Origin of the sequence: Streptomyces sp. NPDC048659, from assembly GCF_040650575.1 — a bacterium.
In the GTDB taxonomy this organism is placed as follows: domain Bacteria; phylum Actinomycetota; class Actinomycetes; order Streptomycetales; family Streptomycetaceae; genus Streptomyces.
On the sequence record NZ_JBEZHM010000054.1, the window covers coordinates 1 to 13,014 of the forward strand.

Genomic DNA, 13,014 nt, shown 5'->3' on the forward strand with positions numbered 1-13,014 from the left:
GCGAGGTCTGTTGCGACGAGGGCCCCATCGAGGTCGGCTCCGTCCACCGCTACCCGTTCAACTCGCCCTGCGCCGGCGCCCTGCGCACCGGCCGCACGCACCGGGCCCACGGCGTCTCCGCGCCCTAGCCCTAGCCCTGGCCCTGGCCCTGACCCGCCGGGGCGTACCCGGCCGGGCGGCTGGTGAAGGCGCCGCGGCCCTGGGTGCGTCCGCGCAGCCGGGAGGCGTAGCCGAAGAGTTCGGCCAGCGGGACCGTCGCCGTCAGCACCGCCGTACCGCCGCGGGCGGTCGAGTCGGTGACCCGGCCGCGCCGCGCGGACAGGTCGCCCAGGACCGTGCCGACGGCCGCCTCGGGCACGGTGACGGTGACCTCGGCGAGCGGTTCGAGCAGCACCGTGCCGCCCGTCCGCAGGGCCTCGCGCAGGGCGAAGCGCCCGGCGGCACGGAAGGCGAGCTCCGAGGAGTCCTTCACATGGGTCGCGCCGTCGGTGAGCGTGACCCGCACACCGGTGACCGGATGGCCGCCGAGCGGGCCCTCGGCGAGCGCGTCACGGCAGCCGGCCTCGACCGCGCGGACGTACTCCTGCGGGACCCGCCCGCCCGTGACCGTCGAACGGAACACGAACTCCCCCTCCCTGTCCTCGCTGTCCTCCAGCGGCTCGACGTCGAGCACGACCTGGGCGAACTGGCCCGCGCCGCCGTCCTGTTTGACGTGCCGGTGGACGAGCCCGGTCACGCTCCCGGCGGGCGTCTCCCGGTACGCGACCCGTGGCCGGCCGACCGTGACCTCCAGGCCCTGGGCGCGGCGCAGCCGCTCCACCGCGACCTCCAGGTGCAGCTCGCCCAGGCCCGACAGCAGCGTCTGGCCCGACTCCGGGTCGGTGCGCACGACCAGCGACGGGTCCTCCTCGGCCAGCCGGGCGAGACCGGTCGCGAGGCGCTCGGTGTCGGTGCCGCGCCGGGCCTCGACGGCCACGGAGACGACCGGGTCGGCGGCGACCGGCGGTTCCAGCAGCAGCGGGGCGTCCGGGGCGCAGAGCGTCGCCCCCGCGCGGACCGTCTTCGGGCCCACGACGGCGACGATGTCCCCGGCCACGGCCGCGTCCGCCTCGCTCGTGCGGTCCGCCTGGACCCGCAGGATCCGGGCGATCCGCTCGGTGCGGCCCGCGGTGGTGTCGAGCACGGTGTCCCCCTTCCGGAGCGTTCCCGCGTAGACGCGGAGGTAGGTGAGGCGGCCGGTGGGCGTGCCGGCCACCTTGAACGCGAGCGCGGTGAGCGGCGCCGCCGGGTCGGCGGGGCGGTCCTCGCGCACCGGCGGCAGGTCGGCCGGGGCCGGCAGATAGGCGACCACGGCGTCGAGCAGCGGCTCGATCCCGCGGTCCCGGTAGGCGGAGCCGCACAGCACGACCACTCCCGCGCCGGAGAGGGTCAGTTCGCGCAGCGCGGCGGCGAGGGTGGCCTCGCCGAGCGTGCCGTGCTCGCAGTACTCCTCCAGGGCCGCGGGGTGCAGTTCGGCGACCGTCTCCGTCAGCCGGCGCCGCCGCCGCGCGGCCTCCTCGCGCAGCTCCTCGGGCACCGGGCCCTCGGTGTACGGGCCGCCGCCGTCGGGCCATTCGTACGCCCTGAGGCGGACCAGGTCGACGACTCCCCGGAAGCCGGACTCGCGGCCGATGGGGAGCTGGACGGGCAGCGGTACGGTGCCGAGGCGGGTGCGCAGGGAGTCCACGGCGGTGTCGAGGTCGGCGCCCGCGCGGTCGAGCTTGTTGACGAACGCGAGGCGCGGGACGCCGTGCCGGTCGGCCTGGCGCCACACCGACTCGCTCTGCGGCTCGACACCCGCCACTCCGTCGAAGACGGCGACGGCGCCGTCCAGGACGCGCAGCGCGCGCTCGACCTCGTCGGAGAAGTCGACGTGGCCGGGTGTGTCGATCAGGTTAAGGCGGTGCCCGGCCCAGTCGCAGCTGACGGCCGCGGCGGAGATGGTGATGCCGCGGGCGCGTTCCTGCGGGTCGAAGTCGGTGACGGTGGTGCCGTCGTGGACCTCGCCGCGCTTGTGGACCGCGCCGGTCAGGAAGAGGAAGCGCTCGGTGAGCGTCGTCTTGCCGGCGTCGACGTGGGCCAGGATGCCCAGGTTGCGGACGGCGGAATCGACGGTGGGACGGGCGGTGCCGGAGGTACGCATGATGGTGGTCTTTCGCGTGCGAAGCGGTGGCTGGGCAGCGCGATTCCCGTGACGGCGGACGGACCGTGGGGTGTGGGGTGATTCGTGAGGCATGAGGCATGAGGCGTGAGGCGTGGTGCCTGATGCGTGATGCGTGTGCGTCCTGCGTCGTCGCGGGTCAGCGGTGTCGGCCGCGCAGCCGATACCGGACGGGCGAAGAGGCCAGGATCACGTCGTACCGGTCGCGGGGGACCCGGGGGACGACGGGTGTGGCGGTGCTCATGGCGGCACGCATGGTCGGCTCCCTCCGTCGCTCCGTGGGTGTGGCACGGCGGGCCGGGCGGCCCGCTCCGGGAAGTGTAGGGAGCGGGCGGCCCGGGTGAACAACGGTTTTCCGGGGGCGGGTTGGCGGGTCAGCCCTGCGGGCGGTAGTACTCCTCGATCGGGCGGCGGGCCTCGTCGAAGAGGGCGGGGCCGTCCTGGTCGAGCACCGGCCGGGCGCCCGACTCCGGGTGGAGCGCGACGTGTTGCTCGGCGGAGAGCGCGTACACGACCCGTCCGATGCCCGAGCGGACCAGCGCGCCCTCGCACATGCCGCAGGGCTGGCAGCTCGTGTAGAGGGTGGTGCCGGCGGCCGTTTCGGCATCGAGTTCGCGGGCCGCCCAGCGGGCCAGCTTCAGTTCGGGGTGGGCGGTGATGTCGCCGTCGCGGCGGACGGTGTTGTGGTCCTCGGCGAGGACGGTGCCGTCGGGTCCTGCGAGCAGGGAGCCGTACGGGGCGTCGCCGAGGGTCACGGCGCGGGCGGCGAGTCCGATCGCGCGACGCAGCAACTGCTCGTCGGCGGAGGTGATCTCGTTCATGCCCGGGAGGCTATCCCGGCGGACCGCCCCCGAGATGCCGAGCGGCCCCCGAGGGCGAACAATTGGCTGAGGAGGCAGAGCCGAGGAGGTAGTGCGGCCGTCGGCGCCGGACCAGCCCCGGCACCGTAGCCTCAGCCTCCGTTCGGGGACTCCCCTACCGGAACGTGACCACGTCATGAGCGCACAGGCCCCCGCCAAGGGCGGGCTCGCACCGCGTAAGAGTGTCCTGTACCGGCTCGGGCACTGGTGTGCCCGGCGGTTCGTCGTCGTCATCGTCCTGTGGCTCGCCGCCCTGGTCGGCCTGCAGTTCGCCAACCGGGCGGTCGGCGGCCAGTACTCGGACAATTTCACGCTCCCCGGTGTGCAGTCCGCCGACGGGCTCGACGTCCTGAAGGCGCACGACCCCGCCGCGGGCGGCTACGGCGCCCAGATCGTGCTCAACGACCCCGCGAAGCCGCTGACCCAGGAGGCGTCCGCGGTGAACACGGCGGTCGCCTCGCTGCAGAAGCTCCCCGACGTGCTGAACGCCCAGAACCCGCTGCCGCCGCCGGGCACTCCCCCGCCGACCAGCCCCTCGTCCGTGCCGGACACCGGGCCGCTGTCCACGGACGGGAAGACCGCCTACATCACCGTGCGTTTCAGCGTGCCGCCGTCCACGCTCGGCACCGACTACCTGAACGGCGTCGACACGGCCGTACAGCCGCTGCGCGACGCCGGTGTCACGGTCGAGTACGGCGGTCCGCTCGGCGAGCTGGCCCGGCCCGCCGCCGACGACCGCACCAGTGAGGCGATCGGCTTCGCGGTGGCCATCGTGGTGCTCCTGATCGGCTTCGGCAGCGTCATCGCCGCCGTGCTGCCGCTGGTCACCGCCCTCATCGGGGCGATCTGCGGGCTCGCCCTGCTGGGCCTGACGGCGGCGGCGTTCACCTTCGGCACGGTGTCGCCGACGCTGGCCACCATGATCGGCCTCGGTGTCGGCATCGACTACGCGCTGTTCCTCATCACCCGGCACCGCCAGAACCTCATGGACGGGCACGATCCGGCCACCTCCGCCGGCATGGCCACGACGACCAGCGGGCGGGCCGTCCTGGTCTCCGGCTGCACCGTGATCATCGCCCTGTCCGGGCTGTGGGTGTCCGGCGTCAGCTTCATCGGCAAACTCGGGCTCGCGGCGGCCTTCACCGTGGTCACGGCCGTGCTGGCGGCGCTGACCCTGGTCCCGGCGATGCTGGGCCTGGTCGGCCGCCGGATCGACCGCTACCACCTGCGCAAGCCCGTCGCCGAGACCGACGCCGAGCCGGGCGCCGTCGCGCACGGCACCTGGCACCGCTACGCGCAGCGCGTCGAACGGCGCCCCTGGACCTTCCTGAGCTGCGGCGTCGTGGCCCTCGTCATCCTCGCCATCCCGCTCTTCTTCATCCAGCTCGGGCACATCGGAGACGGCGCCGACCCCAAGTCCTTCACCGACCGGCGCGCCTACGACCTGATCTCGACCGCCTTCGGGCCGGGCGCCAACGGTCCGCTGACCCTCGTCGTCGACCAGACGAACGTGCCGCAGGCCGATCGCGCCGCGCTCGCCACCCAGCTCCAGAAGTCGCTCGCGAACGTCCCCGACGCCGCGTCCATCACCCCGCTCCAGACGACACCGGACGGGGACGTGCTGATCGGCACGGCCTACTCGGTCGCCGCCCCGCAGGACGAGCGCACCACCCAGCTCACCGACCGCCTCGTCGACGACGTGCTGCCGCAGGCGGTCGCCGGGACCGACGCCCAGACCTACGTCACCGGCACCACCGCCGCCCAGGTCGACTTCCTGGACATCGTCTCCAGCCGGCTGCCGCTGATCATCGCCGTGGTCGTCGGGCTGGCCTTCCTGGTCATCCTGACCGTCTTCCGCGGCCTCCTCGTCGCGGTCAAGGCGGCCGTGCTCAACGTGCTGTCGATCGCCGCCTCGTACGGGGTCGTCGTCGCCGTCTTCCAGTGGGGCTGGGGCGGCCCGGCGCTCGGCGTCTCCGGCAAGGTGCCGGTCGAGAGCTACGTGCCGATGATGATGTTCGCGATCGTCTTCGGACTGAGCATGGACTACGAGATCTTCCTGCTGTCGCGGGTGCGCGAGGCGTGGCTGCGCACCGGCGACTCCAAGGCGAGCGTCGCGCACGCGCTGGAGATCACCGCCCGGGTGATCACCTGCGCCGCGCTGATCATGGTCAGCGTGTTCGCCGCGTTCATCGTGTCCGACAACATCGTGGTCAAGATGCTGGGCCTCGGCCTCGCGGCGAGCGTCCTGATCGACGCCACGATCGTGCGGCTGCTGCTCGTGCCCGCGGTGATGACCCTGCTCGGCGCCCGCGCCTGGTGGACCCCGCGCTGGCTCGACCGGGCGCTCCCGCACCTGGACACCGAGGGCGAGGCCGCGCTGGAGCGCGACGCACAGACGCCCGTCCGGCCCAGCTGAGCGGCCCGGCCGGACGGGTCGGGGGGGGAGCCGGGGCACGCGGGCGCGGACGGGGGCAGGCGGTGCGGGACCCCGCCGTACAGATGAACGATCTGTGGCAGGCTGCCCCCGTGACCGAGCCTCAGATCCCCGCCGACCCGGCCGACCGCGCCGAGGCCGCCGCCCCCGGACGCCCCGCCGCCCCCGCTGTCCCCGTCTCCCCCGCTTTCCCCTCCGACCGGCTGATCCTCGGCTGCATGGGCCTCGGCGGGAGCTGGGACCCGAGCCCGCTGACCGCCGCCGACATCGACGCGGCGGAGGCGGCCGTCGAGGCGGCGCTGGAGAGCGGGATCACCGCCTTCGACCACGCCGACATCTACCGGCACGGCAAGGCGGAGGCCGCGTTCGGCGAGGTGCTGGCCCGCGCCCCGGGGCTGCGCGAGCGCGTCACCCTCCAGTCGAAGTGCGGCATCCGGCTCGCCGAGGGCGACCGGCCCGGGATGTACGACCTGCGCGGCGACACCATCGTGCGGCGGGTCGAGGAGAGCCTGAAGCGGCTGCGCACCGACGTCCTCGACGTGCTCCTGCTGCACCGCCCCGACCCGCTGGCCGACCCGGCGGACGTCGCGGAGGCGCTGGAGTCGCTGCACCGGCAGGGCCTGGTGCGCCGGTTCGGGGTGTCCAACATGAACGGGCCGCAGATCGCCCGGCTCCAGGAGCGGCTGAGCCTGCCGCTCACCGTCAACCAGTTGGAGATGAGCCTGGGGCGGCGGGACTGGCTGGAGGACGGGGTGCTGGTGAACACGCCCGCCTCCGCCGCCAACGGCTTCCCGGCGGGCACCGTCGAGCACTGCCTGGCCCACGGGGTCGGGCTTCAGGCGTGGGGTTCGCTGGCGCAGGGCCGCTACAGCGGGCGCCAGGAGACCCCCGAGGAGCGCGCGACCGCCGCGCTGGTCGGCGAGCTGGCGGAGGCGAAGGGCACGACCCCGGAGAGCGTCGTCCTGTGGTGGCTCCGACGCCACCCGGCCCGGGTGGTCCCGGTCGTCGGCACCAGCGCCCCGGCCCGGATCCGGGCCTGCCGGGACGCGGCGGTCGAGGAGCCGCGGCTGAGCCACGAGGAGTGGTACGCGCTGTGGATCACGGCCCGGGGCGAGGCCCTGCCGTAGCGCGAGGACGGCGGACCGCCGGACCCGCCGGGCTGCCGGGGCGCCGGACGACCGGATCGCCGGGCCACCGGACCACCGGACCACCGGACCGCCGGACCGCCGGACCACCGTGACTCCCGTATCCCCGGAACCCGCCCCGAGAAGAGGCCAGTTGACCACCCAGCCCCCACGCCCCGCCCCGCCCCCGTCCCCATCCCCGTCCCCGTCCCCGCTCCCGTCCCCCACCCCGCCCTACCGGCTCCTGCCCGGCGCGCCGGACTCGCCGGTGCTGCTCCACGTGCCGCACTCCTCGCGGGCGATCCCGGCGGACGTGCGCTCCGGGATCGTGCTCGGCGACGCGGAGCTGGGCCGCGAGCTGGACCACATCACGGACGCGTACACGGAGGACATCGCCGCCGAGGCGGCAGCGGCGGCGGGCCGCGCGCCCTGGCGGTTCGTCAACGGGCTGTCGCGGCTGGTGGTCGATCCGGAGCGGTTCCCGGACGAGCGCGAGGAGATGCTGGCGGTCGGGATGGGCGCGGTGTACACCCGCACCACGCACCGGGCCGAGCTGCGGCCGGCCGGCTTCGACCCGGCGCCTCTGGTGGAGCGGTACTTCGCCCCGTACGCGCGGGCGATGACGGACGCGGTCGCCGAACGGCTGGCGGCGGCGGGGCGCGTGGTGATCGTCGACGTCCACTCGTACCCGACCCGGGCCCTCCCGTACGAGCTGCACGGCGAGGGCCCCCGGCCGCCGGTGTGCCTGGGCACGGACGCCTTCCACACGCCGCCCGCGCTGCTGGCGGCGGCGCGGGAGGCGTTCGCGGGCATCGGCGAGGTCGGCACGGACACCCCGTTCGCGGGCACGTACGTCCCGCTGGCCCACTACGGCCGCGACCCGCGCGTGACCGCCCTGATGGTGGAGATCCGTCGCGACCGGTACATGACCGAACCCGGCGGCCCCCCGAACGAGGGCGTACGTGCCCTGGGCGCGGCACTGGCCGCGCTGGTCGACGCGGTGACGGGGGCGAGGGCGGCAGGGGGCTGAGCCGGCTACCCGTACGGCACGACCACGATCTGGACCTCGTCCTCGTAGACGATCCGGCCGGGGTCGGCGGAGCGCGCGGTCCGGCAGTCCACGCCGTGGGCGGCGAGGATCTCCAGATAGCCGGGGACCCGGGCGAGGAGGTGGGTCGCGGTGACCTTGAACCAGGCGGCGGCGCCCGGGTGCACGGCGTCGTCGTAGACGGTCGGGTCCACCGTCGAGGGGTCGGGGTAGGCGGCGTCGTACCAGCGGTTGCCGGCGCGCCGGAACGCCTCCTGCGGGGCCGACAGGCGGCCCTCCCGCGCGAGCCCGTTGGCCAGCCCGAACACCCCGGTGAAGTGCCCGCGCCCGTTGCGGTGCGGCGACTGGAAGCGTACGTACGGGAGCGGTGTGCCGTCGGCGGCGGGGCGCGGCTGGTCCGGGGGCATCCCGCGATCCTCGCACGGCGCCCGTCGGCGCCGCTCCCACCTGGGGAAAAGGCCGGAGAAGCGTAAAATGGGGCGGGTGAGCGCACGCAGGTACGAGCTGGTGTTCGCCGGGGTCGGCGGTGCCGACGAGGACCTGGTGGTCGTCGAGCGGACGGCCGCCAAGGGGCCCGGCGGGCATCCCGTGTACGCCGACCCGACCGGGATCATCCGCGCCGAGATCAGCGACCGCGACGAGGTCCGCGTCCTGGCCTCCGGCGGGCACCAGGACGCCCCGCACGGCGTCGTCGCCCGGCCCCTGCCCGACGCCCCCGGCTGAGGGGCCCGCGCCGCGGCCGTGCGGACGCGCGGGCGGCGCGCGTCGCCTAAGCTGCCCGGATGACCAGCACCGACCCTTCCGAGTCCGCACCGCGCTACGTGCGCGTCACCATCGAGCTCGTCGCCGAGATCACCGACGAGGAGGCACTCAAGGCCGCCGCCCTCACCCAGGTCCGGGACGACGAGTACCTGGAGGACGACGAGCGCGCCCAGGCCATCGAGGCCATCGACGTGGACCCGTCGGGCTCCCTCGCCCACTTCATCGACCCCGTCGCGCTCCTCGGCGCCGTCCCCGGCGTCGAGCTCGCCTCGGCCACCTGGGAGTCCGCGCACACCGAGTTCGACCCCGACGACGAGACCTGGGAGGAGCACTCCCTGGACTGATCCGGCCGCATGGCGCGATCCTGTCCCCGGCACGTCGCGCGAGGGGGCAGGATGAAGCCGCTGGAACCGTACGATCCCGAGTCCGTCGGCGCGGGCGCCTACCGCCTGGTGGGGCGCCTCGGGCAGGGCGGCATGGGCGTCGTCTACCTCGGCCGGTCCCGCTCCGGCCGGGCCGTCGCCGTGAAGGTGGTCCGGCCCGAGCTCGGCACCGACCCGGAGTTCCTGCGCCGCTTCGCCCGCGAGGTCGCGGCGGCCCGGCGGGTCGGCGGCTTCCACACCGCGCCCGTCGTCGACGCCGACCCGCACGGCGACCCCCCGTGGCTGGTGACCGCCTACGTCCCCGGCCCCACCCTCCGCGCCGTCCTGGACCGGGTCGGGGCGCTGCCCGAGGACACCCTCACCGTCCTCGCCGCCGGGCTCGCCGAGGCCCTGGAGGCCGTCCACCGGGCCGGGGTCGTCCACCGCGACCTCAAGCCCGCCAACATCATCGTGGCCGAGGACGGCCCCCGGGTCATCGACTTCGGCATCGCGCGGGCCCTGGACGGCACCTCCGCCCTGACCCGGACCGGCTTCCAGGTCGGCACGCCCGGCTACCTCGCCCCCGAGCAGCTCACCGACGGCGCCGTGACCCCGGCGGTCGACATGTTCGCGCTGGGGATCGTGCTCGCCCAGGCCGCCGGCGGCTCCCCGTACGGCGACGGGCCCTCCGCCGGGCGGCTGTACCGGATGGTGCACGAGGAGCCCGACCTGAGCGCCGTCCCCGCCTCGCTGCGCGCCTCCGTCGCCGCCTGCCTGGCCAAGGACCCGGCGCTGCGGCCCACCCCGACCGCCTTCCTCCGCTCCCTCACCGTCCACCACCGCCCGGACGGCGGCTGGCTCCCGGACCCGGCGACCCGCCTGCTGCGCGGCCCGGAGCACACCGTGGCCCCTGCGGGAGCCGGGGATGCCCCGCACGGCGCCTCGGAGGACGCCGGTGCCTGCGCCGGGGACGACGCCTCGGACCACACCGGGCCCGCCGGGAACGCCACTCGGGACCGTGCCGGAGCGCCCGACGCGTCGGGCGGCTCAGGGCGGCCCGCCACCCTCCTCGTCGCCGCCGCGGCGACGGAGCCCGTCCCCGTCCCCGTACCGTCCCCGCTCGGGCCCCCGCCCCCCGTACCCCCGCCCGGCAGGGGTGCGCCGCCCCGGCCCGGGCGGCGGCGCGCCGCACCGGGGGCCGTGGCGGTCGTGACCGCCGTGACAGCCGTGTGCGCCGTGGCGGCGGCGCTGCTGGTGTGGCGGCCGTGGCAGGGGGCTCCCGGCGCCGGGGGCGACCCGAAGCCCGGCGCCTCGACGTCCACGGGTGCCACCGCCGCCCCCTTCCCGACCGCTCCCCTGCTCGTACGGGAGGACACCGCGCCCGGCTGGCCGGGGAGCTGCCACGGGGTGATCGCCGTCCGCGACGCGGCGACGGACCGGCCGCGGCGGCTGCTGCCGGGCGGGGAGTGCGACATCCTGCCGCAGTGGGCGCCGGACCGGGCCTCCTTCGCGTTCACGCGGGTCACGCCCGGGGGCAGCGCGGTGTGGACGGCGAAGGCGGACGGCTCCGGGGCGCGGCGGATCGCGGCGATCGCGGGCGGCCGGGTCTCCTGGTCCCCGGACGGCACCCGGCTCGCCGTCCTGCGCGAGGCGGGCGGGGTGCGGCAGCTGTTCGCGGTGGACGTCGCGGACGGCTCGGCGCGGCAGCTCACCAGCGGTACGCGGCAGGTGGAGGACCCGGCCTGGTCGCCGGACGGGAGCCGGATCGCCGTATCCCTGGAGGTCTCGCCGGGCGACTGGCAGATCCACCTGGTGGATCCGGCGGACCCCGGGCGGGCGCCGCGCCGGGTGACCCGGCTGCCGCACCCGGCGATGGACGCGGCGTGGTCGCCGGACGGGCGCACGTTCGCGTACACGGCGGGCACGTACAAGGGCGCGACGAAGGGCGACATCCGGCTCGTCGGCACGGACGGGTCCGGGGACCGGCCGCTGGTCGTGACCGGGGCCCACGATATGGATCCGGCGTGGTCGGCGGACGGGCGCTGGGTGGCCTTCGTCCGGGGGCCCTACGAGGAGCCGGCCGTGTGGGCGGTGCGGGCCGACGGGACGGGCGAGCGCAGGCTCACGACGGGGAGCGCGCCGGAGGGGCATCCGGCCTGGCGCTGAAGAGCGTATGCGGGCAGCGGGCGGCCGGGAACGACAGGACGCCCCGGCCCCCCTCAAGAGAGGGGGCGGGGCGCCTGACGATGGATCAGAAGGTCAGGTTCCAGGCATCGATGCGCCCGGTGTCCTGCGTGGCGATGTCCTGGACGCGCAGCTTCCAGGTGCCGTTGGCCACCTCGGAGGAGGCGTTGACGGTGTACGTCTTGAGGACATCGTCGGCGCTGTCGCTGTTGGCGAAGTCCTCCAGCGGGTACACGGTGCCGTCCGGGGCGACGAGGGTGAGCACGAGGTCGCCGCGGTAGGTGTGCTTGATGTCCACGCCGACCTTGAGGGTCGCGGGGGCGTTGCCGGTGACGCCGGAGACGGTGAGGGCGCTCTCGACGGTGGCGTTGTCGACGATGGTGACGTCGTTGACGTTCTCGAAGTACGGGCCGGTGGGCGTGGTGCCGCCGCCGACCGCCTTCAGCGCGTCGACCGAACCCTCGCCGAAGAAGCCGTTCTTGGCGGTGGTGCCGGTGCAACGGGCGTCCGAGGGGCACGCCTTGTCGGTCGCCTGGGTGCCGAGCGCGTTGCGGATGTCAGCCGGGGTGTACGTCGGGTTGGCGCTGGCGATGAGGGCCGCGACACCGGCCACGTGCGGGGAGGCCATCGACGTGCCGCTCATGTTGCCGTACTTGCCGCCCGGGAGCGTCGAGTACACCTGGGTCGCGCCGTCACCGCCGGGCGCGGCGATGTCGATGACGCCGTTGCCGAAGTTGGAGTACGACGCCTTGGCGCCGCCGCTGGCCTGCGCGGCGACGGTCACGACGCCGGGCAGCTCGGTCGGGATGTCGAGGCAGGCGTTGGTGATGGTGCGGGTGACCGGGGTGGAGTCGTTGGGGCTCTCCGTGTCGGTCGTCTTGTTCGCCAGGTCGTAGTTGGAGTTGCCGGCGGCGGCGACCTGGAGCGAACCCTTGCCCTCGGCGTACGCCTGGGCGCGGCGGACGCCCTCGATGATGGCGGCCTGGTCGATGTTGTCGGGGCAGTTGAACTGCCACGGGTCCGTGTAGTAGCTGTTGTTGGTGACCTTGAAGCCGTGGTCACCGGCCCAGACGAAGGCGCAGACGGTGTTCTCGGCGAAGAACAGGCTGCTGGTGGGCTCCGCGACGCGGACCGAGGAGATCTTCACACCGGGCGCGACGCCGATGACGCCCTTGCCGTTCTTGGCGGCGGCGATGGTCCCGGCGACGTGGGTGCCGTGGGTGCCGACGTCGCGCCAGGCTCCGGCGCGGGTGTCCGCCTTGCCGTAGGCGCAGGAGACGGAGTCGGCGGCGTTGAAGTTGGGCGCGATGTCCTGGTGCTGGTCGTCGACGCCGGTGTCCAGCACACCGACCTTGACCGAGGCGGACCCGGTGGTGACGGCCCACGCCTGGTCGGCCTTGATCTGGGTCATGTCCCAGCGGTTGGACTCGGTCAGCGTCGTGGTCGACTGCGTCGGGTTCGCGGGCAGCGCCGGGTTGTAGGCGTCGGCCGGGACGTCGGAGGTGCGGGTCGCGCCGACCTGCTGCACTCCGGAGACGCCGCGCATGGTGGCGGCGAAGGAGGCGCTGGTGGAGTGGGCCACGATGACGCCGATCGCGTCATAGGCGGCGAAGACGGTGCCGCCGTTGGCGGTCACGGCCGTCTGCGCGGAGGCGGTGGCACCGGGCGCGGTGATCACCAGGTAGGCGCGGGTGCCGGCGGCCCAGGCACCGGCGGCGGCCGGCGCCGCGGCGGTGGCGGGGGCGGTGCGGGCGCTCGTCGCGGCGGCGGGGACCTCGGGGCCGGTCGCGGGCGCGGCCTGGGCCGGGGCGGCGAGGGCGAGGGCGGCGCTGACGACGGCAGCGGCGGCGATCGGGAGTCTCAGCCTGCTGGATATCTGGGAAAACAATGCGTCCTCCGATGGCCCGGAGACGCTGGTGGCGCCGTCCGGGTCCTGTGTTGTGTGGGGTGGACGCAAGATCCCAGGCCACGGCTACCGGAGGGAAGGATTCTGTCCGACAAGCGTTTTTTCGTTACACGTTGTTGATCTAACGTGACAGC

10 protein-coding genes are annotated in these 13,014 nt (G+C 74.8%); 6 read left to right on the forward strand and 4 right to left on the reverse strand.

What is annotated here, in order from left to right; genetic code table 11:
• Positions 1–130: 130 nt before the first annotated feature.
• The gene (gene fusA, locus AB0C99_RS31200) at positions 131–2,182 is read right to left on the reverse strand and encodes an elongation factor G (protein WP_362482261.1); all 2,052 of its coding nucleotides are present in this window, start codon (positions 2,180–2,182) and stop codon (positions 131–133) included.
• 392 nt (positions 2,183–2,574) lie between these two features.
• The gene (locus AB0C99_RS31205; protein WP_362482264.1) at positions 2,575–3,021 is read right to left on the reverse strand and encodes a nucleoside deaminase; all 447 of its coding nucleotides are present in this window, start codon (positions 3,019–3,021) and stop codon (positions 2,575–2,577) included.
• Between the two features lie 175 nt (positions 3,022–3,196).
• Between AB0C99_RS31205 and AB0C99_RS31210 the strand changes: the two genes are divergently transcribed.
• The 3 genes from AB0C99_RS31210 to AB0C99_RS31220 all read left to right on the forward strand — a co-directional run bounded on the left by AB0C99_RS31210 (position 3,197) and on the right by AB0C99_RS31220 (position 7,648).
• Entirely contained in the window at positions 3,197–5,476 is a 2,280-nt protein-coding gene (locus tag AB0C99_RS31210) for an MMPL family transporter (protein WP_362482267.1), read from the forward strand.
• Positions 5,477–5,586: 110 nt separating this feature from the next.
• Complete coding sequence (locus AB0C99_RS31215) at positions 5,587–6,621, forward strand: aldo/keto reductase (protein WP_362482270.1); 1,035 nt, start codon at positions 5,587–5,589, stop codon at positions 6,619–6,621.
• Between the two features lie 241 nt (positions 6,622–6,862).
• The gene (locus AB0C99_RS31220) at positions 6,863–7,648 is read left to right on the forward strand and encodes an N-formylglutamate amidohydrolase (protein WP_362482386.1); all 786 of its coding nucleotides are present in this window, start codon (positions 6,863–6,865) and stop codon (positions 7,646–7,648) included.
• Between the two features lie 5 nt (positions 7,649–7,653).
• Here the strand turns inward: AB0C99_RS31220 and AB0C99_RS31225 are convergent, their stop codons facing one another.
• The gene (locus tag AB0C99_RS31225) at positions 7,654–8,073 is read right to left on the reverse strand and encodes a hypothetical protein (protein WP_362482273.1); all 420 of its coding nucleotides are present in this window, start codon (positions 8,071–8,073) and stop codon (positions 7,654–7,656) included.
• 67 nt (positions 8,074–8,140) lie between these two features.
• Here AB0C99_RS31225 and AB0C99_RS31230 point away from each other — a divergent pair, with 67 nt between their 5' ends.
• The 3 genes from AB0C99_RS31230 to AB0C99_RS31240 are packed head-to-tail and all read left to right on the forward strand — an operon-like array spanning position 8,141 to position 10,956.
• Positions 8,141–8,389: a DUF6296 family protein gene (locus tag AB0C99_RS31230; protein WP_362482276.1), complete on the forward strand. Its 249-nt coding sequence runs from the start codon at positions 8,141–8,143 to the stop codon at positions 8,387–8,389.
• Between the two features lie 59 nt (positions 8,390–8,448).
• Entirely contained in the window at positions 8,449–8,772 is a 324-nt protein-coding gene (locus AB0C99_RS31235; protein WP_362482279.1) for a hypothetical protein, read from the forward strand.
• Positions 8,773–8,823: 51 nt separating this feature from the next.
• A complete protein-coding gene (locus tag AB0C99_RS31240) occupies positions 8,824–10,956 on the forward strand; it encodes a protein kinase (RefSeq protein ID WP_362482281.1) in 2,133 nt (710 codons plus the stop codon).
• Between the two features lie 85 nt (positions 10,957–11,041).
• Here the strand turns inward: AB0C99_RS31240 and AB0C99_RS31245 are convergent, their stop codons facing one another.
• Positions 11,042–12,862 (reverse strand): S8 family serine peptidase, encoded by a 1,821-nt coding sequence (locus tag AB0C99_RS31245; protein WP_362482284.1) that lies wholly within the window; start codon positions 12,860–12,862, stop codon positions 11,042–11,044.
• Positions 12,863–13,014: the final 152 nt, after the last annotated feature.

Coding starts and splice junctions, on each gene's coding strand:
- AB0C99_RS31230 (WP_362482276.1), top strand. CDS start 8,141: ATGGGGCGGGTGAGCGCACGCAGGTACGAGCTGGTGTTCGCCGGGGTC.
- AB0C99_RS31225 (WP_362482273.1), bottom strand. CDS start 8,073: ATGCCCCCGGACCAGCCGCGCCCCGCCGCCGACGGCACACCGCTCCCG.
- AB0C99_RS31205 (WP_362482264.1), bottom strand. CDS start 3,021: ATGAACGAGATCACCTCCGCCGACGAGCAGTTGCTGCGTCGCGCGATC.
- fusA (WP_362482261.1), bottom strand. CDS start 2,182: ATGCGTACCTCCGGCACCGCCCGTCCCACCGTCGATTCCGCCGTCCGC.
- AB0C99_RS31210 (WP_362482267.1), top strand. CDS start 3,197: ATGAGCGCACAGGCCCCCGCCAAGGGCGGGCTCGCACCGCGTAAGAGT.
- AB0C99_RS31235 (WP_362482279.1), top strand. CDS start 8,449: ATGACCAGCACCGACCCTTCCGAGTCCGCACCGCGCTACGTGCGCGTC.
- AB0C99_RS31240 (WP_362482281.1), top strand. CDS start 8,824: ATGAAGCCGCTGGAACCGTACGATCCCGAGTCCGTCGGCGCGGGCGCC.